The sequence below is a fragment of the Cutibacterium avidum ATCC 25577 genome (genome assembly GCF_000227295.1).
GTDB lineage: Bacteria > Actinomycetota > Actinomycetes > Propionibacteriales > Propionibacteriaceae > Cutibacterium > Cutibacterium avidum.
Genome location: NZ_JH165054.1, coordinates 546,885 through 571,834, shown reverse-complemented (window position 1 = coordinate 571,834; position 24,950 = coordinate 546,885). Strand labels below are relative to the sequence as shown.

The window sequence follows — 24,950 nt, the reverse complement described above, 5'->3', positions numbered from 1 at the left end:
TGAAGAGCCGGTGTACCGGCTGCGGAAGAGAGCCCTGAACTGGGGCGCCGTATTGAAGAAGGACGCATTGAGGCCGACGACGGGAAGCATAACGAAGCGGTGCCGTATGTCTAACGGTGATGTCGGCAAGACCATGACCGGCAGGAGACTCACCACGATCAGAGCGAGGAAACAACCTGTGGTTGCTGGAGCGCCGTAATACAGATTGATGTCGTGGAAGACGAGGGGCCAGACGGTGAACGGTTCTGGGGAGGAGGTGATGGCAGCTAGCATGGTGGGCATCGACTGCCACAATGCGAGGACGATGAGGAAGAACACCACTGCAAGGATTGGTTGACGGGCGCGACGAAACGGGGTTCGGGCGAGCGCGAGGTCACAGCACCGGTGGGATAGTTCCAGGGTCGCATAGGTGGCGGTTGCTGGCATGACGTGATCTTCCCTGATACCGAATATCGTGTCGCGCGGTTTTGCCGTGGCCGCAGCTGACCGCAGGATAACTCCTCAACGGGTCACAGTCTGCGGGGTGTCGATTTTTCTGTTGACCTCGGCACATCGGGACACAGCTGTCAGCCCAGTGTCAACGTCGGCATGACAAGCTCGTTCACCGGTGACGCTGTCGTGATCGTCGAGGTAAGCCGATTGTGTCATATTGTACGCAGTATGTCTTTTCAACGATTCTTGGCGGGGGTGGCAGCCATCTTGCTTCTCCTGCCTACTGCGTGCGCTGATGATGCGCAGGCGCCCGTTGTCGATAACCTCGGGACGGTCCTCAGCCCCTCCAACTCCCTCATTCGCGAGCCGGCGAATTCGTCAGTCAACGGGACGCTCAAGAGCACATATGAGTACCTCCGGCTCATCGACGGTCACGATCTACCCGACGACGATGGCTACGCTCATGATCATCTGGTCGCGGCTTTGCGCCCGTATTTGGTGAATGGTGGAGACAGTCGGCAGGCCCACGTCACCCAACTCATGGCGGCGTCATCCCTGAAAACCCTCAACGCGTTGTCCGACAAGGAGAGATCAGAGGTCGACAAACGTACCCGCCTGCCGAAGGGCTGCATCACGAGAAAGACGGTGATGACGGATCTGCCCATCGCGACGATGAGGCGGGAGATCGGCCTGTCCAACGACGGGTTGTGCCTCACACCGTGGAAGGTCAAGACGACTTCTTCCGAGGAGGCTCGGTGGGCGATGCAGGCGCTGGCCAGTGCCGACCTATTCAGCAATGCTAAGGACGCCGAGAAATGGGGGTGGGAGTCGATCTCGGACGGGTATTTGCGCCATCTCGAGACCTACAGTGGCCCGAGTACGACTATCGCGATGGCCTTGTCGGCGGCGAATACCGTCTCTACATTGTCTCGTTCCCAGTTGCAACGCATCGGCGACAGTCTCGCGGATGCGCCATGTCCGAGGAAGGACCTTGGTCCGGCGCTCATTCGCAATGGAAAGCCGGTCAAGGACAAGTGCAGTATCGAATCGGCGTACCTGTTGAGGTACTCAGGGAACTGGGCGTGGTGATCAAGGCATTCCCGTTCGACTATTCGGCCCGGGCTGGCCGTTGGGTGCCTGCCGCGCACCATTGCCTCGGTGAGGTCACATAAGCCCTGTGAGTTGCTGCGTGAGCAGTGGCATCGACATGAAGAATGCCCCCGGGTTCGTGGAACTCGGGGGGATCGTCATCACCAGATGGCGACTCTCTTCTCGGGATCGAGCCACATCGGGTCATCCTCGCTCACGCCGAAGGCTTCGTGGAAGGCGTCGATATTGCGGACGATCTGGTTGCAGCGGAACTCGTTGGGCGAGTGGGGGTCCGTGGCGATCCGACGTCGAGCGGCCTCGTCTCGGATGACCCCGCGCCAGATCGAGGCGTAGGACAGGAAGAACCTCTGCTGCCAGGTCAGTCTGGCAACGGGTTCGGGCTCGTTCCCGTCGAAGGAGATCTGAAGGGCCTTGAAGGCGATGCCGGCGCCGCCGAGGTCGCCGATGTTCTCTCCGATGGTCAACTCGCCGTTGACATGCGGGCCGTCGGGGCCGAGCTGCTTGGGGACCAATTCGTTGTACTGGGCGATGAGACCTTTGGTGCGCTCCTCGAAGGCCGCGCGATCGTCAGCAGTCCACCAGTCACGCAGCAGACCCTTCCCATCGCAGGTTGAACCCTGGTCGTCGAAACCGTGACCGATCTCGTGACCAATGACGGTGCCGATACCGCCGTAGTTGACGGCGTCGTCGACATCCGGGTTGAAAAACGGCGGCTGCAGTATCGCCGCCGGGAAGACGATCTCGTTGCGCAACGGGTGATAGTAGGCGTTGACCGTCTGCGGGAACATCATCCATTCGTCGGGGTCAACCGGCTTGCCGAGCTTCTCGACGGTGTGGTCGACGACGAAGGAGATGACCTCTTGGACGGCGTCGACGAGGTTGCCCGGGCCAACTTGCAGACCGGAGAAGTCACGCCACGAATCGGGGTAGCCGATTTTCGTGCGGAAGTTCGCGAGTTTTTCTAAAGCCTCCTTGCGGGTGTCCTCACCCATCCAATCCAGCTGGGTGATGGACTGTCGATAGGCGGCCAGGATGTTGGTGACAAGCTCGTCCATCCGCTGCTTAGAGGCCGGCGGGAAGTAGCGGGCTACGTACATCTTGCCGATGGCTTCCCCCATCGCCGACTGCACGAAGTCGACCGCCCGCTTCCAACGCGGACGCAGGGTCGGAGTGCCGTTGAGGGTGCGGTCGTAGAAGTCGAAGTCGCGCTCGACGAAATCAGAGCTGAGGACCTCGGAGTAGGAGCGAATGACCTGCCACTTGGCCCAGGTGCGCCACTGGTCGATGCGCTCGTCGGTGAGTAGGGTCTCGACGCCGTCGAAGAAAGACGGCTCGGAGTTGATGAGGTTCGTGACGACCTTCATCGGGATGTCGGCGTTGCTGCGCCAGACCTCCAGGTGCAGACCTGGGTGGGCCTCGTCGAGGTCGGCGAAGGTGGTCGGGTTGTAGGATGCTTGCAGGTCGCGGCAGCGCACTCGATCCCAGTGGTGGGAAGCGATTTCGGTCTCCAAGTCCATGACGGTGCGGGCAGCCTGCTCGCCGTCAGGAATGCCGGCCAGCTCGAAGGAAGCCTGGACGTGACGCACATAGGCGTCGCGGATCTCGGCCTTGTCCTCGTCGCGGTAGTAGGCCTCGTCAGGCAGACCGATGCCACCCTGGCCGATCCACAGCACCTCGCGGGTGGGGTCGCCGGGGTCGGACTCGTCGGCGACGTCGAAGAGTCCCGTAATGCCCCGGCGTTCGGCCTTGCCGAGGAAGGTCACCAGGTCGACGACGCTGGATATGCCGTCGATTTCCTCGAAGAAGGGACGCAGTGGCTCGGCACCAGCCTTCTCGACGACGTCGACGTCCATGTAACGGCGGTAGAGCTCGACGGCGACCTCCACCTCGTGCGCGGTGGCCTTGTCGCGGATGTCCTCGCCCTTCCCGGACGACAGGTCCTCGAGGATCCGGTGGACGGCCTCGCGGGACTCGTCGTCGAGCTGGTAGAATGGGCCGTCACCGGAGCGGTCGTCGGGGATGACGGCCTGGGATATCCAGGTGCCGTTGACGTGGCGGAAGAGGTCGTCGGCTGGACGGACGGAAGGATCACGGTCCTCGAAGGTGGCGGTCATGGGGCCCAGCCTATAAGGCTTCACGACGGTGGTACGGCCATCGTCTCAATGTAGCCCGCCGATTGTAGATGTTGGTCGTACGTGACTAGGACATCAACTGGGTGTCATCCCTGGGCCTGCCAGGTGTCGGTTCCGGTAAGGAGAGCTGCCAGTGCAGCGTTGCCATCATTGGTAGGTGATGCGTTTGCGCTGTCAACGAGTCTTACCAGTTGCGCTTGTGGGGTGGATGTCAATGGTCCAGAGATGGTGGTTGCCATGGCGATGCCGGCCGTCTTGACTCTGCGTTTCTTTTTCGCCGGAGTTGTGCTATTGCAGGCTGTTCTGCCCCACAAGCCAGTTATCCACCCAAGTACAGGTAACGTCAGGGCAATAAAAGCCATTTTGATGTTCCGCGAATACCCGCCCATCGAAAATAGGAAAGGTAGTCAAAACTCAACCGCCCAGAGCACTCCAACGATGGCGCCGATGGCGAGGCCGTTGAGGGGCGCGCGGCGGTGCTGTTCCCTAGTCGTGTTGTCGTGAATAGTCATGGTTGCCCCGTGTATTTACGAAGGATGACGGACGACCTAGTTGCGTAACATGGATGCATGGAGGGTGGCAGCAATTCCACACTCGCCAATGTCGCCACTCAAACAGTACAAACCATCAGAGTCCAAAGAAAAAGATCATCATAACTGAGTATAAATAGACCCAGGCTGCCACGGTTATGAAAAGCGTGACCACTGAAGCAATGCTCATGCTAAGAATAAAAGGGACTTCGCTGTTCTTGAGTCTGATTCCGATATCGCTGAGAGCCAGTCCAGCACAAGGAAACACTGCTAACGAAAGTGAGTGTATTGCTGCTTCTGCACTGCTAAGAGATATATGATCTGCAAACAGGAAGAATTCGGTCGAGAACATGAGTATGCCAGTGAAAGTCGCCATGGCAGCACCTATGATTTTGGTTTTGAGCCTCCGTTTCTCCGGGTTATCGCACGTGTACATCTTCCGTTCCCGCAATCCTGTGGGCCACCCAACCAGAGGGAAAATGAACGACATGGTAAATAAAGACGGATACTCTTTGGGGTCGATCGCCTCTTGGGAATTGACGTAGGACATCACGAATACCGTATCCCAGGCGGCTCCAACGGTGGTGCCGATGATGAGGCCGTTGAGAGGTGCGCGGTGGTACTGCTGTTCAGTTGTGTCTTTGTGGGTGGTCATCGTGGTGCCTTAACGTCAGACGAGTAGCGCGTCGTGGGAGTGTATTTAGAACTCAAAAAAGAATAATGTATTTAAAAATAAGCTGATTGCGAACCAAGCTGCTGTAGAAAGATATAGACCAAGAGCAACCCAGGCGCTCATTTTTGAGATTACCGAGTGGCGATCACTTGGAGTATTAATTCTAGCAATACTGAGCCCCCATCCGGTAATGGGAAACACGATCAAGGGAGCCAGGAACATAACAAAAGCTTTGCAACTGAAAGTGGCATGATCTGGTACCTCCAAAATTCCTATGCCCGCAACAAGACTGTAATAAGTGATGGACATAAGTACCCCGATGGTGGTTGTCATAATGATGCCGGTCGTCTTGACTCTACGTTTCTTTTTTACTGAGGTCGTGCAACTGTAGGCTGTCCTGCCCCACAAGCCAGTTATCCATCCAAGCACAGGTAATGCTAGGGCAATAAAAGCCATTTTGATGTTCCGCGAATACCTGCCCATCGGAAATAAGAAAGGTAGTAAAAACTCAATCGCCCAAGCGGCTCCGACGATGGTGCCGATGATGAGGCCGTTGAGGGGTGCGCGACGGTACTGATCCTTGTTCGTGGTCGTGTTGTCGTGGATGCCCATCGTTGCCTTTCTATAGGCGCTGGCGGCGTCTAAGTCCTAATTTAGTATTTGTGGTTTGGCGATAGGAGGACTATCTAGGGGTAGCTCCACTGTCATCGGTGATGGATAATGACCGCAGGTCACGTCTTCTAACGCTTCAGAGCAATGATATGAACCATTCAAGTCCCAAAGAAAAAACACACCTCTATGATATTGAATACATAAAAGGAGACTGCCAAGGATGCGTATAGTGCGATCAGTGTGGCTATGATTATCTTGGCAAGAAAGTGATTGTCATTCTCCCTGAGGGTAATTCTTGTCGCGCCAAGGGTCCATCCTCCCAAGGAGAACACCGATAGTAGAATGAGGTAATATATAATGGTTTCTTCGCCGCTAATGAACCTCAGAGTTGACAAGAAGCGCTCAATGGAAGCCATAAGTACACCATTGAGGGCGAATATGGTAGCGATGGTAGCCTTGACTCTATGCTTTTGCTTCGTTGAATCGTTGCAGTCGACAGCGGCTTGTTCCCACAGTCCGGCGAGCCACCCCGTCACAGGGAAAACAAAGGACATGATGAATTGGGGCGGAAAGGATTTAATGTCTTGTTTTGCTAGGGGCGGAGTTATGAGGAATCCCAAAATCACGAGTGCCCAGACGGCTCCGACGATGGTGCCGATGATGAGGCCGTTGAGGGGTGCGCGGTGGTACTGGTCCTTGGGTGTGTTGTTGTGGGTGGTCATCGTGGTGCCTTGGTGTGGGGGTCGCAGGCGTCTCCTACACCGTTGTGGTCGGTGTCGGTCTGGTCTTGGTTGGCGATGGTGGGGCAGTTGTCTTGGTTGTCGGGCACGCCGTCGCCGTCTCGGGTGACGTGGATGGGGAAGGTGAGGGTGTCACTGGTGCCCGTGCCATCGGTGATGTGTAGGTGTGCCCGATACTTTCCCAGCTGCTTTAGGGTGCGGGTGATCCTAGGTGTGGCACTGTCGATTTCGTAGTGGCCGTCCCCGTCAAGGTCCCATTGCCAGCGGTGGATGCGTCCGATCGAGGTGTAGGACGAGGAGGCGTCCAATTCGAGGGGTTCACCTGCACGTACCAGGTTTTGCCCGATGACGTCGGCGCGCATCCGCACCCCAGGCACCGGCGCCACCTGCGAGACACCGGCAGACAGGCCATACATCCTCGGCGGTTTGACCAAGGGACGCACCATCCCGGCAATCTGCTCATGGCCAATCACATTCGGATGATACCAATTATTCTGATCCCAACTTGGAAGTGACCAGGTCTTCCCGGTCCACCCCTCATCGCCGGCAGTCTCATGGAACTCGTTGATCCAGCGATAAGGATTGTGTAAATCAAGATCAATGAAGGACGGTTCTGGCTCATGGGTGTTGAACAGGCTGGTGGTGGGGGCGTAGGTCACTTTGAGGCCATGAGACGTGTTCCAGGCCTTGATGGTGGCGGCCTGCCGGGCGCGGAACTCGTCCTCGGCGGGCCCGGACACGGGTCGCCGGTATGCCCGTGCCAGGAACGTCCTCGGCAGCCGGGATGAGGTAGGGGTAGCCGATCAGGATGACACGGGTGTGAGCCGGATCCGCCAGTCGGTGCTGGATATGTGACAGCAATGTCACCGTGTTCGTCATCGTGGCATCAGTCTTCTTGCGTGCTGCGTCAACCGTCCCGCTGCACTTTTTTGCTGACCATGCTATTTCTGCAAAGCAGTTTTCGACGACGTCAGCGAAGTTGAGGTCGTTGCCTCCGGCGGTCATGAGGATCACGCCGGTGTGGGGATTCATGGTATCGGCCTGGCTGATGATGTTGTGGTCTCCGGTGGCGATCTGGGCGCCGCTCCAGGCTTTCACGTCGAGTTGGTAGGTTGTGTCCGTGTTTTTCTGGTTGAGCATGCCGGTGAGTACCGAACCGTAGTTCTTGGGGCTGCGATATGACCCATCGGCTGGATACCCATCTTTCAGGGTTCCGTTGCCTGCCGAGTACGAGTCGCCCAGGACGGTCATTGTCACCAGCCTACGGGGCTGATGGGTCCCGATGTTGTCGAAGGACTGCAGACCACGCAACACCGGTATCGCCTGTATCGTCGCCATCATCTTCCCTGCGGGAGTCTTCACGGACCCCGTGAACGAGCCGTCGGTCTGCTGCTGCTTCACGAGCCACTTCTGGCCGGCCACAGCCTGCGCCTTGTGGCCAGCATCTCCAGCCCGGTCCAGACCAGCAGCCACCCACGCGGTGGTGTTCACATTCGGGCCCTTGCCCTTGGAGCCCCAGGCACCATCCTGCTTGTCGGCGTCGAGACGCTTGACAAGACTCGTGACAGCCTTCTGCTTGTCCGGAGACTCCACATGAGACAGGGCCGTGAGCGTGAGACCATCGGTGTCCGGATCATCCCACTGGGGAGTCGTGGTCGCATACTTGGTCACCTTGTCCAACAGCGCCTTGGGGATCGGTTTGCCCAACCGCTCCAGGGCAATCATGTCCAACGCCTGATTCGTCGCATACTCCTCGAACTGGGACGCCTTGGTCACCGGTTTGGCATAGTCAACTCCGCCATAGGTGGTCGACTCACCAAGAGCCAGCAGAGTGATCGTCACCTTCGCACACCCACCCACATTCTTCGCGGTGCAGTAACTCGGCCCCTGAGCCTTGATGGTGTCCTTGACCTTGGCGATGGTAGGCGAATCCTTCCTGCCAGCCGCCACCAACGCCAGAGCCCCATCCAACTGCGGACCCAACTTGCCCTTGGTCAGATCGGCCTGGTGACTATCGATGTAGTCGGCCGCCTGCTGGGCTTGGGAGGCATAATCGGCGGGCCCAGACGTCTGAGCTGCCTGGGCGGGGGCCGCCGTCACCCCCACTGCGCCTACCATCAGTGCAGCGGCCACCACCGGGCCCACCACACGCTTGCACGTCGTCCTTGCTCCTACTGCCATGGCTACTCCTCAATCTTGGAGCGTTCCGAGAGGAGCCGCGGGCAGCACAGGCGTAGCAAGCGTCGGTGACGATCCGTAACCCTCGACGGAACCAGAAACCAATCTCCACGGTGATCTGGTACTCCGACTTCCACACACCGGATGTGGTCACGGTTGCGGGACAGAGCCGGATTCCCACCGACTTCCCCACATCACCTGGGCATCAACCCATCCATTGGGCTGACGGCGAACACAGTACACCCCAAGCTCTAGGAACACACACGACACAGCACGTGCCGACGCCAGGAGGCTTTGGGATCAAGACACATTTCTGGTCTCGGAAGTTTCAGCCTTGAACCTGCCAGGTGTCGCTGCCGAGTAGCAGCTGTTGCAGCGCGGCGTTACGGGAGCCAGGGTCGGTCGCATCCCCGGAAGCCAGCTTCACTTGGGCACGAGCCTGGTCGTCATAGGTGGGGCGCTCGACGTCGCGGAAGATTCCGACCGGGGTCTGGCTGACGATGACGCCGTCATCCAGGTGAGCAAGTTCGAAGGCCAGCGACGGGTCAGCACGGTGGGAGTCGTGGACGAGCACGTGGTCCATACCCACCTCGGCGACGTCAGCCACCGTCAACTCGCCACTGACGGGGTCGCGCACCACGCCGCGAGAACCATCGGCCCCGACGAGAACGGGCTCGCCGTCGGCCAGACGGATGAGGTGCTGGCTGGCCTCCGGACCCTTGTAGTCGTCGAAAGCACCGTCGTTGAAGATCGGGCAGTTCTGATACATCTCGACGAAGGAGGTACCGCGGTGTTTGGCGGCCGCGGTGAGTACCTGGGCGAGGTGCTTGCGGTCGGAGTCGACGGCTCGAGCCACGAAGGAGCACCCGGCACCCAGGGCCACGGCCAGCGGGTTGAACGGGGCGTCAATCGAACCCATCGGGGAGGACTTGGTGACCTTCCCAGCCTCCGAGGTGGGGGAGTACTGCCCCTTCGTCAGTCCATAGATTCGGTTGTTGAACATGAGGATCGTCAGGTTGACGTTGCGGCGCATGGCATGGATGAGGTGGTTGCCGCCGATGGACAGAGCGTCACCGTCCCCAGTGATGACGAAAACGGCCAGATCCGGGCGAGACACTGCCACCCCCGTCGCGATGGCCGGGGCACGGCCGTGGATGGAGTGCATGCCATAGGTGTTCATGTAGTACGGGAAGCGCGAGGAGCAACCGATACCCGAGATGACAACGGCGTTCTCCTTGGCGATGCCCAGATCCGGCAGCACACCCTGGAAGGTGGACAGAATCGCGTAGTCGCCACAGCCGGGGCACCAGCGCACCTCCTGGTCGGAGGCGAAGTCACGACGCTTCAGCGGCTCGATCGCCAGCGGCACACCGGCAAGTCCGGCGGGACGATCCTCGGTGGTGATGTCAGTCATCTCAGGCCTCCTCGGTCTCGCCGTTGCAGTACTGGCACAGTTCCTCACACAGGTCGACCGGGGAGATCGGTAGCCCGCGCACCCGCGAGATCGTCTTGACGTCGACGAGATACCTCGAACGCAACAACATCGCGAACTGGCCGGTGTTCATCTCGGGGACGACCACTCGGCGGTAACGATGCAGCAGGTCGCCCAGGTCCTCCGGCAGTGGGTTGAGGTGACGCACGTGGGCCTGAGCGATGGACAGGCCACGAGCACGGACTCGACGCACCGCAGCGGTGATCGGACCGTAGGTGGAACCCCAACCCAGCACCAGGACGTCAGCGTCACCGGACGGATCGTCGACGACGGTCGGCGGAATGGTCTTGGCGATGCCCTTCACCTTGGCGGCTCGGGTGGTGACCATGTCCTCGTGGTTGGACGGGTCGTAGGAGATGGCGCCGGTGCGAGCCGACTTCTCCAGACCGCCGATGCGATGCTCCAGACCCTTGGTCCCGGGCAAGGCCCACGGACGGGCCAGGGTCTCCGAGTCGCGGTGGTACGGCATGAATCGCGGTGAGCCGTCGGCAGCGGAGGAGTTGGGCTCGGTGGCAAAGTTCGGGTCGATGCGCGGGATCTCGTCGAGGTCCGGCACCTTCCACGGCTCCGCGCCGTTGCCGAGGTAGCCGTCGGACAGCATGATGACCGGGGTGCGGTAGGTCACGGCCACCCGGCAAGCCTCCAGAGCGGTGTCGAAGCAGTCCGACGGGGACTTGGCCGCGAGCACGGGGACGGGGGACTCACCGTTGCGGCCGAACATCGCCTGCAGCAGGTCAGCCTGCTCAGGCTTGGTCGGCATTCCGGTCGACGGGCCGGCACGCTGCACGTCGACGACGACGAGCGGCAGCTCGGTCATGACGGCCAGGCCGATGGCCTCGGACTTGAGGCTCATACCAGGTCCGGAGGTCGTCGTCACGCCCAGGGAACCCGAGAAGGAGGCGCCGATGGCGGAGCTGACACCAGCGATCTCGTCCTCAGCCTGGAAGGTGACGACGTTGTGGGACTTGCGCTTGGACAGCTCGTGCAGGATGTCGGAGGCCGGAGTGATGGGGTATGAGCCCAGGAAGAGCTGCAACCCGGCCCGGTTGGCACCGGTGATGAGGCCGTAGGCGGTGGCGAGGTTGCCGGTGATCTGGCGGTAGGTGCCCTCGGGCATCGGTGCCGGGGCCACCTCGTAGCGGACCCGGAACAGCTCGCAGGTCTCGCCGTAGGCATGCCCGGCCTTGAGGGCGGCGATGTTGGCATCGCGAATCTCCGGCTTGGAGGCGAACTTGCCGGCCAGGAACTTCTCGGAGGGGCCGAGCGGACGCCCGTACAGCCAGGTCAGCAGCCCCAGGGCGAACATGTTCTTGGCTCGTTCGGAGTTCTTGCGGCCCAGGCTGAAGGGCTCGACGGCGGCCACGGCCAGACCGGTGAGGTCCAGCTCGACGACCTGGTAGGACTCCAGGGTGCCGTCGTGACGCGGATCCTCGGCGTATCCGACCTTCTTCAAGTTCTTCGCGGTGAACTCGGCGGAATCAAGGACGATGAGGCCGCCGCGGCGAAGATCGCCGAGGTTGGCGGCCAGGGCAGCCGGGTTCATGGTCACCAGGACGTCGGGCTGGTCGCCTGGGGTGGCGATGTCGTAATTGGCGAAATGCACCTGGAAGCTCGAGACGCCGGGGATGGTGCCTTGGGGAGCACGAATCTCGGCAGGGAAGTTCGGCAGGGTGGAGACGTCATTGCCATGGATGGCGGACTCAGCGGTGAAGCGGTCACCGGTCAACTGCATGCCGTCGCCGGAATCGCCGGCGAATCGAATGACGACTCGGTCGAGGGACTGGACCTCTCGCTCGTCAGTGGTGTGATGTGCCGTGTCGGTGGAAGGCACTCTGACCTCTTTTCTCGTCGCGGGACTCCGGTGGGGACGTGTCACGTGGTGGCGAATGGTCGTACCCGCGAGGCGCGTCCGGATGCTTCGGAACCGGCTCCCAACGCTACCATTGCGCCGCTGCTCGTCGAACTTGGCCATCGTCTGGGTTGAGCGCCTACCCACGGCACAGATCTGGCTGGACGACATCGTCGGTACGATGGCCCGGTGAAGTTCATCGACTGGTTCGCCGACAAGTCCGTGTACGTCGTCGACCTCGCCCTGGCCTGTTGCGGGGTCGAGAGCGGGGCGGCAGTGCCGACTGCGGCCCCCACCTGTCAGGACGCCCCCTCGGGGGTGCCGGTCGTCGCGGTGGTGTCGGGAACCATTTCGACGGTGTTGGCGCCGGTGGTGTGCTCGACCATTGAAACCTTGCGTGAGGACCATCCGGTCGACGTCGTGGCCTTCGGGGCCTGTGCTTGCGCCGGTGGCCCCTATTGGGACTCGGCGGCAGTCGTCGACGGACTGCCCGCGATCGGTGTCGAGGCAGATCACTGGATCCCGGGTTGCCCGCCGGCCCCGGACGCTCTCACCGGCTTCCTGTCCTCCTCCCGGGAGGCAGCATGACGACCATCGATGTCCCTGCAGACAGGTGGCATGACGCCGTCGCCGAGGCGATCGCCACCCACCCGTGGCTGGCCCATCTGACGGCCATCGACGGGGCGGGCGAACGCGGACAGGACCCCGACATCATCGTCGTCTGTCGATGCGAGAACCATGACGGCGACGACGTCACCGTCTCCACTCGTGTGCCACGCGATGGCGGGAGCCTCGACTCCGTCGTCGACGTCGTGGCAGGAGCTGCCTGGTATCAGCGAGAGATCCACGAGTCCTTTGGGGTGACCTTCGTCGGCCCGGGAGCTGACAATCGTGCCCTCCTCATCCGCGACGCGCCCAAGCCGCCGCTGCGCAAGGAGGTCGTGCTGGCGCAACGAGCCGAGACGACGTGGCCCGGCGTGGCCGGCCCGGGCACCTCGACGTCAGCGAGCCGACGCCGTGCTCTACCTGCCGGTGTTCCCGACCCCGAGACCTGGCAACGCATCAAGGACGGTGAGGATATTTCTGACGTCGAGGTCGTCGCGGCCATGTCAGGGCGACGTCCACGATCGAGCGCCGGACGAGGGAGGCGAGCATGAGGCATTCCGCCATCGACCTCGACGTTGACGCCTGCACCTCCTGCGTCATCTGCGCGCGGGCATGCCCGGCCTGGTGCATCACCATCGACGCCCACAATGAATCCGTTCCCGACTCGGACGCCCGTCGTCCCCGCACCGTCGCCGTCCTCGACGAGTTCACCATCGACTGGGGATTGTGCATGTACTGCGGGATGTGCATCGAGTCGTGTCCGTTTGACGCCCTGTCATGGAATGACGAGCGGGTACCGGATTCGGAGACGCGAACGGATCTCGTCAGCGCGTGGGGATCGGACGGTGGCCGGTGAAGCAGCCGGTTGGCTGGCGTCGACGCATCCAACTCAAGTGGTTTGCCTACCTGCGCGCCTGGCGGTCCCGGTCAGTCCTGGAAGGACTGGTCGGGACGATTCTCATCACGGCCGGATCCCTGACCCCGGCATATCTACCGTTGAACTCACCGTGGTGGTCCCGGCTCGACGAGGCCGGGCTGCGTGGCTCGACCTGGCGCATCGTCGGAACCCTCCTCGTCCTTGTCGGCGTCGGTCTGCTGGTGGATTCCTGGCTTTGCTTGCGTCCCGGCCGTGAGCCCCGTGACCTCGGCGCCGAGCCGCTTCCCAAACATGTGCGTCGGTACTTCAAGCGTCGTCCGGGAATCCGCGCCGGGCTGCGCCCGTGGGCCGTCCTCGGCGTATGGGGCCTGCCCTTCCTACTCGCCCCACCCATCTTCAGTCACGACGCCTACTCCTACGCTGCGCAGGGGTGGCTGCTGGAGAACGACATCAGCCCTTATGAGGGGTACCCAGGTCTGCTGCCGGGGGCCTTCGCCGACCAGGTGGCCCAGGAATGGCGGTACACCAAGACCCCCTATGGCCCGTTGGCCCTGGCCGTGCAGCACCTGATCGTTCATCTCACCGGTGACAACCCATACTGGTCCGCGGTGTTCATGCGGATCCCAGCCGTTCTCGGCGTCATCGCCATTGGCCTGCTGATGTCTCGGGTGGCCCGCAGGGTCGGCCGGGACCCGCACTTTGCCGCATGGTTCTCCACCCTCAACCCGATCCTCGTCGTCGACTTCATTGGCGGAGCCCACAACGACTCCCTCATGATGGGGCTGGTCGTCATCGGGTTGTGGCTGGCATGCATGACGAGCTGGTCGTGGCTCCTCGGAGCAGTCCTCGTCGGGGCGGCGGCGGCCGTCAAGCAGCCGGCCCTCATGGTGGCCGTGGCATTGCCATTCATCCGTCATCCCATGGAGTCGTGGCATCCCCGTCACCTCTTCCCAGCCCTGGGGCGAGCGGTGTGGTCGCTCGCTGTCTCGGTGGCGGTGTTCGCGGGTATTTCATGGGCATCCGGTCTGGGATTCGGCTGGTACCACGCCGTCGACGTCCCGGGCATGGTGCTGACGGTTTCGCCATTCACCCTCGTCGGCATGGGGGTGCGCATGATTCTCGGGCTCTTCGGGGCTCACCAGGCCGCGGCTGCCGTCATCCCCATCGCCCAGGCGATCGGCGTGCTCGTGGGAGCCGCGCTCCTCGTCGTCATGGCGATTCGTCTGCTGCCCCGCAAGCCGCTGTCCTTCCTTGCCCTGGGATTCCTCGCCGTCGCACTGTGCGCGCCCGCCCTGCACTCCTGGTACGTGCTGTGGGGAGCGCTGTTGCTGCCCTTGATCGACAAAGCCGCCCGGTACGTGCGCCCGGCAGTGTGGACCACCGTCATCCTGCTGTCCTTCGACGCCGTCAACCTGTCGTGGCGCAATAGTGCGGTGTCCCTTGGGGTCGCTCTGGTCCTGGTGCTGGCGGCCCGACTGGTCTGGCACGAGCGCAGCCTGGGACAAGGGTGGACGCACAAGGATGTCCACGTTCCGCATCGGCACACAGCTCACGAACAGTCGTGACCGGTATTCTGCTGCCATGTCTGTGACCAGTCTGACTGCGAGCTCCCAGACCTACCTTAAAGCGATCTGGAATCTCCAGGAGTGGTCTGACGACCCCGTCGGCACCTCGATGTTGGCTGCCAAGGTGGGGGTGCGGCTCTCGACCGTCTCCGAGGCCGTTCGAAAGCTGACCGAACAGGGGATGCTTCAGCACACCCGGTATGGGTCAGTTGCCCTGACCGAGGAAGGCGCCCAGCACGCCGTGGCGATGGTGCGCCGCCACCGTCTCATCGAGACCTTCCTGGCAGAAACCCTGGGATACCGCTGGGATCAGGTCCATGAGGAGGCCGAGGCCCTCGAGCACGTCGTCTCCGACTTCATGGTTGACCGTATCGACGAGTTGCTCGGGTACCCCACCAAGGATCCCCACGGCGACCCGATTCCCAGCCGAGCTGGGGACATTGAGCATCCGGACGGGGCGGTGCAGCTGTCGGCCGTCCACCCCGGGGTGGTCGTGCGCGTCGAGAGGGTGGCTGACGGTGACCCTGGTCTCCTGCAGTTCCTGGCTGAATGCGGCATCGGCGTTGGTACCCGGATGGAGCCGCGCCCGGGTGCCCCTTACTCCGATTCGATCGAGGTTACCGTGGCCGATCGGACCATACCGCTGGGCCGTTCAGCGACCGACGCCGTCTGGGTGAGCGTCGAGGGCTGAGATCGCCTGTGGCGACGTGCCCGCGTGACAACGCCGTGGCGCGGGCTGAAGAGGTAGACGAGTAGGAATGCCACGCCCTGCACGACGACGACCAGGCCGCCGGGGGAGACGTCGAACCAGTAGCTGAGGTAGATGCCGACCACCGTGCACAGCGCCGACAGGCTCGGCGCGATGACGAGCATCCGTGAGAATCGGTCGGTGAGCAGGTAAGCCGTTGCTCCCGGAATGATCAGCATCGCCACGACGAGAACGACCCCGACGATCTGCAGGGCGACGACCGCCGTCAGCGCCAGCATCCCGAGCAGGAGAGCCCCGAGGAGGCGTGGGGACAGACCGATGGCGTGGGCATGGACGGGGTCGAAGGCGTAGAGGGTGAGATCCCGACGCTTGAGCAGCAGCACGAGCAGGCTGATCCCGGCCAGGATCGCTACCTGAACCATGTCGGCCTTCGTGATGCCCAGCACATTGCCGAAGATGATGTGATTGAGGTCGGTCTGGCTCGGGGTCGTCGAGATCAGGATGAGACCGAGGGCGAACATCGTCGTGAAGACGATGCCGATCGCGGCATCCTCCTTGACCCTGCTGGTGCCGCGGACCACCCCGATCAGGATGACGGCGAGGAAGCCGAAGACCACGGCGCCGAGGGCGAAGGGCAGGTCGAGGATGTATGCCAGAGCCACTCCAGGTAGTACGGCGTGGGAGACGGCGTCCCCCATGAGAGACCATCCGACCAGTACGAGCCAGCACGACAGCAGGGCACAGACGACGGCCGCGACGACGCTGGTCGTCAGAGCGCGAACCATGAACTGGTAACTCAGTGGTTCGGTGAGCCACACGAGGGCATTCATGCCATCCTCCCGGATTCGGTGACGTCGACCCCGAAGGTCAACGCGAGGTTTTCTGGACGTAGTGCCTCGGCGACCGGTCCGTGGAACAGGATGGTGCGCAGCAGCAGGACCGCGTCGTCGGCGAGGTCGGGCAGGGCGTGGAGGTCATGGGTGGACACGATGAGGGTTCTTCCCTGGTCGGCAAGGTCACGCAGGAGTCTGACGATCGTCGCCTCGCTGCGTTTGTCGACCCCGGCGAAGGGCTCGTCGAGGAGCATGACGCGAGCTCCCTGGGCAATACCACGAGCGACGAAGGCGCGTTTGCGTTGGCCGCCCGACAGCTGGCCGATCTGACGATCCGTCAGGTCAGCCAGCTCGACCCGTTCCAAGGCCTCTGCCACGGCCTCGCGATCCTCGGCGCGTGGCCGTCGGGTGAATCCCTGCTGGCCGTAGCGACCCATCATGACGACATCGCGCACCGACACCGGGAAGGACCAGTCGACGTCCTCGGCCTGTGGGACATATCCGACGATGCCGTGACGACGAGCCTTGGCGGGGGAGTCGCCGTCGATGAGGACCCGGCCATGTTCGGGCCGAACCATCCCCATGATCGCCTTGAAAAGGGTGGACTTGCCTGACCCGTTCATCCCGATGAGACCGGTGACGCGACCCGGCTCGACGGAGACGGTGACGCCCGACAAGGCGACCACCTCCCCGTAGCGCACTGAGAGATGGTCGACGTCAACACATCCGGTCATGACTTCTTTCCGGTGAGGGCAGTGGTGATGGTGCGGGCGTCGTAGTTGATGAGATCGAGGTAGGTCGGGACCGGTCCGTCGGCCTTGGAGAGGGAATCGACGTAGAGGGTGCCGCCGAACTTCGCCCCGGTGGAGTTGACGACCTGCTTCATGGGTTTGAGGGAAACCGTGGATTCGCAGAACACGGCCGGAACCTTGTTCTTCCTGACGAAGTCGATCGCCGAGGCGATCTGCTTCGGTGTGCCCTCCTGATTGGCATTGACGGCCCAGAGGTACTTCTCGGTCAGGTCGGTGTCCCGAGCGAGGTAGGAGAAGGCGCCTTCGCAGCTGACCAGGGCACGCTCATTGCGCGGCAGGGCAGACAACTGGTGGGTCATGTCATCGGTGACCTTCTGGAGTTTCTCCTTGTAGGTGTCTCCGTTGGACTTGTAGTCCTTGGCATGGTCGGGGTCGAGTTTGCTGAAGGCCTTGACGATGTTGTCAGTGTAGATCTGGACATTCTTCGGGCTCATCCAGGCGTGCGGGTTCGGCTTGCCGGCGTACTCGTCCTCGGCGATGTTCATCGGTTCGACGCCCTCGGAGACGACGACGTGCGGGACGTCGGCGGATTCCACGAACTTCTGGAACCAGCGCTCCAGGCCCAGCCCGTTGTCGAGAATGAGATCGGCCTTCGACGCCTTCTTGATGTCGTCGGGGGTGGGTTCGTAGTCGTGGATCTCGGCGCCGGGCTTGGTGATCGACTCGACCGTCAGGTCGTCGCCGGCAATGTTCCTCGCGATGTCCTGCAACACGGTGAAAGTGGTGAGGACGACGGGTTTGTTGTGTGACTTCGGGGGATTGGCAGCGCCGCAGCCAGTTAGGGCGAGCGCGACTGCCGCGACGAGCCCGATGACCATGGCGTGAAGGGAGCGATGCATGGAGACCTCCTTGGAGTTGTGAAACTTAAAAGTTCGGTCAACCTAAGTTCAAGGCGAGGCTACATCGTGAGGATGGCGGGTGCCACCGTGAGTTTCTGGTGGGATGGGTGCAGGAGACATGTCCTCGCCATCGGCGAAGGCCTTCGTCAACCAGCTTTTCTGGGTGGTGATTCGGCAAGGTGGCAGGCTTGAGGTCATGGATGAGGTGAAGATCAGCGGTACCGACGATGTGACGATCACCCTGGATCGCCCCCGAGCCATCAATTCGTTGTCCGGCGAGATGCTGGCGGCCATCGGGAAGGCCGTCGAGGATTCGCCGCGCAGTATCGACCTGTCAGGCGCGGGAGAGCGCGGTTACTGCTCCGGGGCTGACATCCGTGAGCTCAGGTCGCTGGCTCTGGAGGATCCCGAGGCTGCCGGCGACTGGTTGGATTTCGAGTACGACGTCGATGCGGCGATCGCGGCGGTCCACTCCGGAACCGCGCATCTGCACGGGATCTCCATGGGCGGCGGTCTTGGTCTGGCCCTTCGCCTCAAGCAGGTCGAGGCACGAGAGGACCTCGTTCTGGCGATGCCGGAGACGGGTATTGGGCTGTGGCCCGACGTCGGTGTGTCTTTCGAGCTGTCCCGCGCCCCGCGGTATGTCGGGCGCCACCTGGCCATGACGGGAGCCTCCATCGACGCAGCCTCGGCGCTGTGGGCTGGTCTGGTGGACGAGGTCGTTGACGCCGACGGCAATCCTGCTGACGTCGATCCAGTTGCATGCCAGCTGGCCCGCGACGCGGTGTGGATCCAGGAGTGCTACGACACCGACGACCCGGTTGAGGTGTGTCGTCGACTGGCTGATCGCCCGGAGGAAGCCGCACGCAAGACCGCTGGGCATATCGCAACCCGCTGCCCGTTGTCGGTGGCCGTCGCGCTGGCAGCCGTCATCAAGGCTGAGAGTGCGTCAGGACTCGCTGAGGTTTTGGAGACTGATCGAGCCTTGGGGCGCTCCTTCATGCGCGACTCGGACTTCTGCGAGGGGGTGCGGGCTCAGCTGGTCGACAAGGACCGCAACCCCCACTGGTCACACGAGAGCCTGGCCGACGTCCCCGCGCGTCGTGTCGAGGAGATGTTCGACCCGTCCTGAGTCACAGGTCGTAGTCGACGACGACGGCCGCGTGGTCGGAGGTGCGCTCGGCATAGGAGGGGTCTCGGTCGATCTCGGCTGTGACGGCCTTCCTCGCCAGCTCCGGTGAGGCCAGGTGATAGTCGATACGCCATCCGGCGTCATTGACGAAGGCCTTGCCACGCCAGCTCCACCAGGAATAGGGGCCGTTGACGTCAGGGTGCTGGGCGCGCACGACGTCGACGAGGGTCTCGGGAGACAGGATGGTGTCGAACCACTGCCTCTCCTCGGGCAGGAATCCCTCGTTGCGTTGGTTGGACTTCCAGTTCTTGAGGTCGGCGTTCTCATGGGCGATGTTGAAGTCGCCCATGAGAAGGACATGACGCCCCTGGGCCGCGCACTCCTGGCGTCGGGTCGCCAGGTACTCACGGAACCCGGCGAGGAAGGTCATCTTGCGGTCCTGCTTGGCTATGGACTTCTCGTCCTTGGGGTCCGGAGTGGCTCCCTTGGGCAGGTACAGGCAGGCGACGGTGACGGGTGCGTCGGCGAGATCAACCTCGATGTAGCGCCCCTCGTCAGCGAAGGGAAGCAGCTCAGCTGGTAGTCGATCGGTGATTCCGGTGCGGACCTCGTCGAGATTGGGTGTCTCCCCGGGGGTCATGACGAGGTGGGTGCCCCAGGATCTGACCTCGGCCGGAGCGGTGCGGGTGAGCAGGGCGACGCCATTGCGTCCGGCCAACGAACCCGGCGCCCAGGAGACGTGACGATCGCCGAACGCCCCCTCCGGGAGATCGGCGGGACGGCAGCGCACCTCCTGCAGGCCGATGACGTCGCAGTCACGGGTCTCCATCCAGTCGGAGAATCCCCGTTTCAGGGCAGCTCGGATGCCGTTGACGTTGAAGCTGGCGATGCGCATGGGGAGAGTCTGTCACAGGGTGACGACGCAGTGACGCGACGGCTGTTCGGCATCACTCGTAGAGGTACCCGACGAAGGCCTTTCCCTCCTCGCGGGCGATGTCATGGAGTCCACACGACTCGTAGAAGGCGACGATCTCGGGGATGTCGTCGGAGAGCAGGACGATCTGGCGCAGCCCCGAGTAGTGCTCCATCATCGACGTCAGCAGGTGGCGGCCAATCCCATGCCGCTGCCACTTCGGATGAACCAGTAGGTCCTGGATGAGGGCGACCTGGACGCCGTCAGAGATGGCTCGTGAGAAACCGATGAGTTCATCGTCGATCCTGGCGCATCGCACCTGGTCGACTCGGTCGAGCAGCCCTTCCATCTTGTACGGGTGGGTGGTGTAGGCGGTTCAGCCAACCGAGTTGTACAGGGTCATCAAGTTGTACAGGGTCATCAATTCTTCGATGTGAGGGTGCTGATGGTCATAGGAGACACCCTGACATGTTGGTCCTGACATGTCGACATTGTCCAACTCGGCGTGCGGACGGGGAGCCTCATCACAAGGCCACATGCGGTGGTCCTGGCTGGTCCGTCGGGCTTGGTGACGGGCCGGATTGGTCACGACGCCGGCACGCCTGCTAGTATTTTCGATCGCTGGCTCGCGCCAGCAAGGCAGGTTGCCCGAGTGGCCAAAGGGAGCGGTCTGTAAAACCGTCGGTTCGCCTACGTTGGTTCGAATCCAACACCTGCCACGCAACCCCCGGGTCGGATGGATTCGGGGGTTGATTTCGCCAAAGCAAGATTCTTGGCCGACTCGTTCGGTCGGGGAAACGGTAGAGGTGAAACGGCCTGGTTCGATTGATTACCGGTTCCCACAGGGGATTTCATTCCGGGGTCAGGAGATTCGGGTTTCAATTTGCCAACGACTGGAAGCTCGTGTAGCTTTCTCATTCGTTGCCCCTATAGCTCAGTAGGCAGAGCGTCTCCATGGTAAGGAGAAGGTCAGCAGTTCGATTCTGCTTGGGGGCTCTGAGTGTGAATCGGCCCCACTTGCCCGGTGGGCCGGGCCCGAATGGGTGCCGAGGATCACATGGCGGGGTAGCTCAGGGGTAGAGCAAGCGGCTCATAATCGCTGTGTCGCGGGTTCGATTCCCGCCTCCGCTACCAAAACAAACCGGGGAAACTCGGGAGCGCACACTCCACACGGCTCGAAAGTAGGAAAGATGGCCAAGAAGTCCGGCGACGTTCGCCCGAAGATCACGCTCGCCTGCACCGAGTGCAAGGAGCGCAACTACATCACCAAGAAGAACCGCCGTAACAATCCTGATCGCATGGAGATGGCGAAGTTCTGCCCGCGCTGCCACAAGCACACCGCGCATCGCGAGACCCGCTGACGTCGGGTTTTCAATCCAAGAACCTTTGATGAGGGGTCACCTGAGGGTGGCTCCTCGTCTTTTCGCTCGTTCTCAAGGGTTCTGTGGCGTCGGGGGTCTGGGATAGCCTGAACGACATGCCGATCAGTCCTGATGACGTCGGGCGCACGTATCCGACGACAGATCCCTACCTCGTTACCGCGGAGAAGATCCGGGAGCTCGCCACCGCCTTGGGTGACACTGCTCCGGCCTACCGGGGGGACGACCCCATTGCTCCGCCCACATTTGCCATGGTGTTGGCGTCCCGGGCGTGGGAGGCACTGTTCGACGACGAGCAGCTTGGCCTCCAGCTGGAGCACATGATTCACACCGATCAGTCCTTCAACTGGATCCGTCCGCTCCACAAGGGTGACGAGGTCACCTCGACCTTGAGGATCACCTCGGTTCGCATCCGGGGCAACACCGACATCATCGGCATCGACGTCTCCTTGGACCACGTCAATGGCGAGCATCTCGGCAACGCCACCTCGACCTTGTGGCACACCCGTCCGGAGGCGAATGCATGAGCGCGCAGCTGACGGAAGGTCAGACATTCGGGCCGCGAGCCATCGGTGTCACCCGGACCACCTTGGTCCGCTATGCCGGTGCGTCAGGGGACTTCAATCCGATCCACCACAGCGACCGTGCTGCCCGGGAGGCCGGCATGGATGGCGTCATTGCCCACGGCATGTGGACGATGGGGGCGGCTCTGGGCGCCGTCATCGAGTGGGTCGGGGGGCCTGAGCAGGTACTCTCCCAGAGAGCTCGCTTCACCCGCCCGGTGCTCGTCCCCGACACCAAGGAGGGGGCCTCCATCGAGGTCGCCGCCACGGTTCGCAGGGTCGTTGATGACACCGCGACCCTTGGTGTCGACGTCAAGTGCGGCGGGCAGTCCGTTCTCGGACGAGTTGAGGTCGTCGTCAAGCAGGAGGAGCAGTGAGTACCACTGTCATCGGCCCCTACGAGGACGACGACCTCACCGAGGCGTGCAGCACCATCCATCACGAGGCGATCGGCACGAAGGCCACCCTCACCGGAGGGGATGACGTCCCGCTCGCCCCGCTCACGACGTTCAAAGTGGGTGGCCCGGCCCGTCATCTCGTCATAGCCACGACCAATGACGAGCTCCTGCAAACCGTCCGCGACTGCGATCGACGCGGCGAGCTCTGCCTTGTGCTCGGAGGCGGCTCCAACGTCCTCGTCGGCGACGACGGATTCGACGGCACCGTCGTGCGCGTCGCGACCTCGGGGCTGTCCGCCGAGGTGTCCTCATGCGGTGGTGCCCTGGTGACGGTTGCCGCCGGTCAGGTCTGGGACGATTTCGTCGTCCACGCCATCGAGCAGGAGTGGATCGGCCCGGAGTTCCTCTCCGGCATCCCCGGCCTCGTCGGCTCGACGCCCATCCAGAACGTCGGCGCCTATGGCGTGGAGGTCTGCGAGTTCATCGCCCGGGTGCGTACCTGGGATCGTGTCGATGACACTCAGCGCACCTTCACCGCGGACCAGTGTGGCTTCGGCTACCGCTCCAGCCGGTTCAAGGCCGAACCAGACCGCTATGTCGTCCTGGACGTCACCATGCAGTTCAACCTCGGTACTCGGTCGCTGCCGGTGCGCTATGCCGAGCTGGCGCGTCGTCTGGGGGTCGAGCCAGGGGAGAGGGCCAACACCTCCGAGGTCCGTGAGACCGTCCTGGAGGTGCGTGGTGGCAAGGGTATGGTCCTCAACCCTGATGACCACGACACCTGGAGTGCGGGGTCCTTCTTCACCAACCCGCTGGTGGCTCCCGACGAGGTTCCGGAGGCTGCACCCGCCTTTGTCCAGCCTGATGGTCGTGTGAAGACCAGCGCCGCATGGCTCATCGACCACGCCGGATACGGCAAGGGGTTCATGGTGGCCGAGGACTCCCCGGCCAGCCTGTCGACCAAGCACGTGCTGGCCCTGACCAACCGCGGCAGCGCCAGCTCCGATGACCTCACTGCTCTGGCGCGCACCATCATCGAGGGAGTTCGCGACGCGTACGGCATCACCTTGGTGCCCGAACCACGCCTCGTCGGTTGCGCCATCTGAGGTCGGTGGAACTCGTCCAGACCGACGACCCTGCCAACCTCGTATGGCCGAGTGTGGAGGGTCGTCTGTCATTGTGGTGGGCCCAGGGGCCAGAATTGGCCTATGACGACCCCGCTGACCGACTTGTCCCCCGATGACCTGTCCGCCCTGCACGAGCAGCTGAGCGATGAGCATGCCGAGCTCGTCGCCCGTGGTGTCTCTCTTAACATCACCCGCGGCAAGCCTTCCCCGGCGCAGCTTGATCTCAACGCGGACCTGTTGACGATTGATGTCCCTTCCCACGCCGAGGATGGCCAGGATGTCCGCAACTACGGAGGCAACCGCGGACTCACCGAGATCCGCCGCATCTTCGGTGAACTGCTGGGGGTCGACGTCGACCACATCATCGCTGCCGACAACTCCAGCCTGTCGATCATGCACGATCTCGCGATGTTCGCCTTCGTCCATGGCATCGCGGGTGAGAAGCCGTGGTTCGGCCAGAACGTCAAGTTCATCGCCCCAGTCCCCGGCTACGACCGCCACTTCGCCATCTGCGAGCACCTCGGCATCGAGATGATCCCGGTGGAACTGGGGGAGCACGGCCCTGACGTCGACGAGGTGGCCAAGCTGGCCGCCGACCCGTCCGTCAAGGGCATGTGGGTGGTGCCGATGTATGCCAACCCGAACGGCGTCGTCTACGACGAGGAGACTGTTCGTGCCCTGGTGTCCATGCCTGCCGCCCCCGATTTCCGTATGTGGTGGGACAATGCCTACGCCCTGCATCACCTGACTGACACCGAGCGTCCACCGCTGCCGGTGCTGCAGTGGGCTGAGGAGGCTGGTAACCCTGACCGCGTCTTCGAGCTCGCCTCGACCTCCAAGATCACCTTCGCCGGCGACGGCATCTCCTTCCTGGCCTCCTCGAAGGCCAACCTGGACTGGTACCTGGGACATGCGGGGATCCGCTCGATCGGCCCTGACAAGGTCAATCAGTTGCGTCACGCGAAGTACCTGGGTGACGCCGAGGGTGTTCGCAAGCTCATGCGTGCCCACCGCGAGATCCTCACCCCGAAGTTCGCCCTCGTCGACGAGATCCTCACCAACCGCCTCGGTGGTCGTGAGGTCGCCACGTGGACTCATCCGACCGGCGGTTACTTCATCACCCTCGACGTCATGGATGGCACGGCTTCTCGCGTGGTGGCCCTGGCCAAGGAAGCCGGCATTGCCCTCACCCCGGCCGGGGCGTCTCATCCGCTCCACGATGACCCGCACGATCGCACCATCCGTCTGGCGCCGTCCTTCCCTGGCATGGACGAGCTGCGAGAGGCCATGGAGGGTGTCTCGACCTGCGTCCTGCTGGCAGCCGCTGAGAAGCTTCTCGCCAACTGAAAGAGGCCTTTCTGCAATTCGGCGAAACCCTTATTATGGCCCCACACGCGCGAGAAGTGTGTGGGGCCATTGGCGTTGCGTATTCTGAAGGCCTACTGGTCC

General features: G+C 62.4%; 23 protein-coding genes, 3 tRNA genes and 2 pseudogenes. 15 read left to right on the top strand and 13 right to left on the bottom strand.

The window, feature by feature from the left end:
• Positions 1-429 (bottom strand): annotated as a pseudogene (locus HMPREF9153_RS02595) (hypothetical protein); the annotation flags it as partial.
• A 159-nt stretch (positions 430-588) separates the two neighbouring features.
• Here HMPREF9153_RS02595 and HMPREF9153_RS02590 point away from each other — a divergent pair.
• Complete coding sequence (locus HMPREF9153_RS02590) at positions 589-1,521, top strand: hypothetical protein (protein WP_002522014.1); 933 nt, start codon at positions 589-591, stop codon at positions 1,519-1,521.
• Positions 1,522-1,682: 161 nt separating this feature from the next.
• Here HMPREF9153_RS02590 and HMPREF9153_RS02585 read toward each other — a convergent pair whose 3' ends face one another.
• The 7 genes and pseudogenes from HMPREF9153_RS02585 to HMPREF9153_RS02545 form a co-directional block, all read right to left on the bottom strand.
• Positions 1,683-3,656, bottom strand: coding sequence for a M13 family metallopeptidase (locus HMPREF9153_RS02585; protein ID WP_004809108.1), 1,974 nt, complete (start codon positions 3,654-3,656; stop codon positions 1,683-1,685).
• A gap of 645 nt (positions 3,657-4,301) precedes the next feature.
• Positions 4,302-4,859, bottom strand: a complete 558-nt coding sequence (locus tag HMPREF9153_RS02575) for a hypothetical protein (RefSeq protein ID WP_004809106.1) — start codon at positions 4,857-4,859, stop codon at positions 4,302-4,304.
• Positions 4,860-4,904: 45 nt separating this feature from the next.
• The gene (locus HMPREF9153_RS02570; protein WP_004809105.1) at positions 4,905-5,489 is read right to left on the bottom strand and encodes a hypothetical protein; all 585 of its coding nucleotides are present in this window, start codon (positions 5,487-5,489) and stop codon (positions 4,905-4,907) included.
• Positions 5,490-5,647: 158 nt separating this feature from the next.
• Positions 5,648-6,211 carry a hypothetical protein gene (locus HMPREF9153_RS02565; RefSeq protein WP_004809104.1) on the bottom strand — a complete coding sequence of 188 codons (564 nt, stop codon included), beginning with the start codon at positions 6,209-6,211 and terminating at the stop codon, positions 5,648-5,650.
• Positions 6,208-8,347, bottom strand: a pseudogene (locus tag HMPREF9153_RS12565) (PKD domain-containing protein). Before HMPREF9153_RS12565 ends, HMPREF9153_RS02565 begins: the two are co-directional and overlap by 4 nt.
• A gap of 388 nt (positions 8,348-8,735) precedes the next feature.
• Positions 8,736-9,821 carry a 2-oxoacid:ferredoxin oxidoreductase subunit beta gene (locus tag HMPREF9153_RS02550; protein WP_004809101.1) on the bottom strand — a complete coding sequence of 362 codons (1,086 nt, stop codon included), beginning with the start codon at positions 9,819-9,821 and terminating at the stop codon, positions 8,736-8,738.
• 1 nt (position 9,822) lies between these two features.
• Positions 9,823-11,775, bottom strand: coding sequence for a 2-oxoacid:acceptor oxidoreductase subunit alpha (locus HMPREF9153_RS02545; RefSeq protein WP_036910147.1), 1,953 nt, complete (start codon positions 11,773-11,775; stop codon positions 9,823-9,825).
• Between the two features lie 162 nt (positions 11,776-11,937).
• Here HMPREF9153_RS02545 and HMPREF9153_RS02540 point away from each other — a divergent pair, with 162 nt between their 5' ends.
• The 5 genes from HMPREF9153_RS02540 to HMPREF9153_RS02520 are packed head-to-tail and all read left to right on the top strand — an operon-like array spanning position 11,938 to position 15,487.
• Positions 11,938-12,336: an NADH-quinone oxidoreductase subunit B family protein gene (locus HMPREF9153_RS02540; RefSeq protein WP_004809099.1), complete on the top strand. Its 399-nt coding sequence runs from the start codon at positions 11,938-11,940 to the stop codon at positions 12,334-12,336.
• On the top strand, positions 12,333-12,905 hold the full coding sequence (locus HMPREF9153_RS02535; RefSeq protein WP_004809098.1) for an NADH-quinone oxidoreductase subunit C: 573 nt from the start codon (positions 12,333-12,335) through the stop codon (positions 12,903-12,905). The genes HMPREF9153_RS02540 and HMPREF9153_RS02535 overlap by 4 nt, the downstream gene beginning before the upstream one ends.
• Entirely contained in the window at positions 12,902-13,210 is a 309-nt protein-coding gene (locus tag HMPREF9153_RS02530; protein ID WP_004809097.1) for a 4Fe-4S binding protein, read from the top strand. Before HMPREF9153_RS02535 ends, HMPREF9153_RS02530 begins: the two co-directional genes overlap by 4 nt.
• Complete coding sequence (gene mptB, locus HMPREF9153_RS02525) at positions 13,207-14,796, top strand: polyprenol phosphomannose-dependent alpha 1,6 mannosyltransferase MptB (RefSeq protein WP_004809096.1); 1,590 nt, start codon at positions 13,207-13,209, stop codon at positions 14,794-14,796. Before HMPREF9153_RS02530 ends, mptB begins: the two co-directional genes overlap by 4 nt.
• Positions 14,797-14,812: 16 nt before the next feature.
• Positions 14,813-15,487 (top strand): metal-dependent transcriptional regulator, encoded by a 675-nt coding sequence (locus HMPREF9153_RS02520; protein ID WP_171023536.1) that lies wholly within the window; start codon positions 14,813-14,815, stop codon positions 15,485-15,487.
• Here HMPREF9153_RS02520 and HMPREF9153_RS02515 read toward each other — a convergent pair.
• The 3 genes from HMPREF9153_RS02515 to HMPREF9153_RS02505 are packed head-to-tail and all read right to left on the bottom strand — an operon-like array spanning position 15,394 to position 17,989.
• Positions 15,394-16,335: a metal ABC transporter permease gene (locus tag HMPREF9153_RS02515; RefSeq protein WP_004809094.1), complete on the bottom strand. Its 942-nt coding sequence runs from the start codon at positions 16,333-16,335 to the stop codon at positions 15,394-15,396. The two genes, HMPREF9153_RS02520 and HMPREF9153_RS02515, sit on opposite strands and share 94 nt — an antisense overlap.
• The gene (locus HMPREF9153_RS02510; protein WP_004809093.1) at positions 16,332-17,072 is read right to left on the bottom strand and encodes a metal ABC transporter ATP-binding protein; all 741 of its coding nucleotides are present in this window, start codon (positions 17,070-17,072) and stop codon (positions 16,332-16,334) included. Before HMPREF9153_RS02510 ends, HMPREF9153_RS02515 begins: the two co-directional genes overlap by 4 nt.
• A complete protein-coding gene (locus tag HMPREF9153_RS02505) occupies positions 17,069-17,989 on the bottom strand; it encodes a metal ABC transporter substrate-binding protein (protein WP_004809092.1) in 921 nt (306 codons plus the stop codon). Before HMPREF9153_RS02505 ends, HMPREF9153_RS02510 begins: the two co-directional genes overlap by 4 nt.
• Positions 17,990-18,185: 196 nt before the next feature.
• On the opposite strand from HMPREF9153_RS02505, the gene HMPREF9153_RS02500 reads away from it, so the two are divergent.
• Positions 18,186-19,121, top strand: coding sequence for an enoyl-CoA hydratase/isomerase family protein (locus tag HMPREF9153_RS02500; RefSeq protein WP_023031891.1), 936 nt, complete (start codon positions 18,186-18,188; stop codon positions 19,119-19,121).
• A 1-nt stretch (position 19,122) separates the two neighbouring features.
• Here HMPREF9153_RS02500 and HMPREF9153_RS02495 read toward each other — a convergent pair whose 3' ends face one another.
• Positions 19,123-20,016, bottom strand: a complete 894-nt coding sequence (locus tag HMPREF9153_RS02495) for an exodeoxyribonuclease III (RefSeq protein ID WP_004809090.1) — start codon at positions 20,014-20,016, stop codon at positions 19,123-19,125.
• A gap of 52 nt (positions 20,017-20,068) precedes the next feature.
• Positions 20,069-20,383: a GNAT family N-acetyltransferase gene (locus HMPREF9153_RS02490; protein WP_004809089.1), complete on the bottom strand. Its 315-nt coding sequence runs from the start codon at positions 20,381-20,383 to the stop codon at positions 20,069-20,071.
• Between the two features lie 289 nt (positions 20,384-20,672).
• Here HMPREF9153_RS02490 and HMPREF9153_RS02485 point away from each other — a divergent pair.
• The 8 genes from HMPREF9153_RS02485 (at position 20,673) to HMPREF9153_RS02450 (ending at position 24,848) form a co-directional block, all read left to right on the top strand.
• A tRNA-Tyr gene (locus tag HMPREF9153_RS02485) sits at positions 20,673-20,753 on the top strand.
• A gap of 204 nt (positions 20,754-20,957) precedes the next feature.
• A tRNA-Thr gene (locus HMPREF9153_RS02480) sits at positions 20,958-21,030 on the top strand.
• A 63-nt stretch (positions 21,031-21,093) separates the two neighbouring features.
• A tRNA-Met gene (locus HMPREF9153_RS02475) sits at positions 21,094-21,168 on the top strand.
• 56 nt (positions 21,169-21,224) lie between these two features.
• Positions 21,225-21,395, top strand: a complete 171-nt coding sequence (rpmG, locus tag HMPREF9153_RS02470) for a 50S ribosomal protein L33 (protein ID WP_004809087.1) — start codon at positions 21,225-21,227, stop codon at positions 21,393-21,395.
• Between the two features lie 116 nt (positions 21,396-21,511).
• A complete protein-coding gene (locus HMPREF9153_RS02465; protein WP_015582144.1) occupies positions 21,512-21,940 on the top strand; it encodes an FAS1-like dehydratase domain-containing protein in 429 nt (142 codons plus the stop codon).
• A complete protein-coding gene (locus HMPREF9153_RS02460; RefSeq protein WP_004809085.1) occupies positions 21,937-22,353 on the top strand; it encodes a MaoC/PaaZ C-terminal domain-containing protein in 417 nt (138 codons plus the stop codon). The genes HMPREF9153_RS02465 and HMPREF9153_RS02460 overlap by 4 nt, the downstream gene beginning before the upstream one ends.
• Complete coding sequence (locus HMPREF9153_RS02455; RefSeq protein ID WP_004809084.1) at positions 22,350-23,480, top strand: UDP-N-acetylmuramate dehydrogenase; 1,131 nt, start codon at positions 22,350-22,352, stop codon at positions 23,478-23,480. Before HMPREF9153_RS02460 ends, HMPREF9153_RS02455 begins: the two co-directional genes overlap by 4 nt.
• Positions 23,481-23,582: 102 nt before the next feature.
• Positions 23,583-24,848: an aspartate aminotransferase type Ic gene (locus HMPREF9153_RS02450; protein WP_004809082.1), complete on the top strand. Its 1,266-nt coding sequence runs from the start codon at positions 23,583-23,585 to the stop codon at positions 24,846-24,848.
• Positions 24,849-24,950: the final 102 nt, after the last annotated feature.

Coding starts and splice junctions, on each gene's coding strand:
- HMPREF9153_RS02590 (WP_002522014.1), top strand. CDS start 589: ATGACAAGCTCGTTCACCGGTGACGCTGTCGTGATCGTCGAGGTAAGC.
- HMPREF9153_RS02585 (WP_004809108.1), bottom strand. CDS start 3,656: ATGACCGCCACCTTCGAGGACCGTGATCCTTCCGTCCGTCCAGCCGAC.
- HMPREF9153_RS02575 (WP_004809106.1), bottom strand. CDS start 4,859: ATGACCACCCACAAAGACACAACTGAACAGCAGTACCACCGCGCACCT.
- HMPREF9153_RS02570 (WP_004809105.1), bottom strand. CDS start 5,489: ATGGGCATCCACGACAACACGACCACGAACAAGGATCAGTACCGTCGC.
- HMPREF9153_RS02565 (WP_004809104.1), bottom strand. CDS start 6,211: ATGACCACCCACAACAACACACCCAAGGACCAGTACCACCGCGCACCC.
- HMPREF9153_RS02550 (WP_004809101.1), bottom strand. CDS start 9,821: ATGACTGACATCACCACCGAGGATCGTCCCGCCGGACTTGCCGGTGTG.
- HMPREF9153_RS02535 (WP_004809098.1), top strand. CDS start 12,333: ATGACGACCATCGATGTCCCTGCAGACAGGTGGCATGACGCCGTCGCC.
- HMPREF9153_RS02530 (WP_004809097.1), top strand. CDS start 12,902: ATGAGGCATTCCGCCATCGACCTCGACGTTGACGCCTGCACCTCCTGC.
- HMPREF9153_RS02520 (WP_171023536.1), top strand. CDS start 14,813: ATGTCTGTGACCAGTCTGACTGCGAGCTCCCAGACCTACCTTAAAGCG.
- HMPREF9153_RS02515 (WP_004809094.1), bottom strand. CDS start 16,335: ATGAATGCCCTCGTGTGGCTCACCGAACCACTGAGTTACCAGTTCATG.
- HMPREF9153_RS02510 (WP_004809093.1), bottom strand. CDS start 17,072: ATGACCGGATGTGTTGACGTCGACCATCTCTCAGTGCGCTACGGGGAG.
- HMPREF9153_RS02505 (WP_004809092.1), bottom strand. CDS start 17,989: ATGCATCGCTCCCTTCACGCCATGGTCATCGGGCTCGTCGCGGCAGTC.
- HMPREF9153_RS02500 (WP_023031891.1), top strand. CDS start 18,186: ATGGATGAGGTGAAGATCAGCGGTACCGACGATGTGACGATCACCCTG.
- HMPREF9153_RS02495 (WP_004809090.1), bottom strand. CDS start 20,016: ATGCGCATCGCCAGCTTCAACGTCAACGGCATCCGAGCTGCCCTGAAA.
- HMPREF9153_RS02490 (WP_004809089.1), bottom strand. CDS start 20,383: ATGGAAGGGCTGCTCGACCGAGTCGACCAGGTGCGATGCGCCAGGATC.
- rpmG (WP_004809087.1), top strand. CDS start 21,225: ATGGCCAAGAAGTCCGGCGACGTTCGCCCGAAGATCACGCTCGCCTGC.
- HMPREF9153_RS02465 (WP_015582144.1), top strand. CDS start 21,512: ATGCCGATCAGTCCTGATGACGTCGGGCGCACGTATCCGACGACAGAT.
- HMPREF9153_RS02460 (WP_004809085.1), top strand. CDS start 21,937: ATGAGCGCGCAGCTGACGGAAGGTCAGACATTCGGGCCGCGAGCCATC.
- HMPREF9153_RS02450 (WP_004809082.1), top strand. CDS start 23,583: ATGACGACCCCGCTGACCGACTTGTCCCCCGATGACCTGTCCGCCCTG.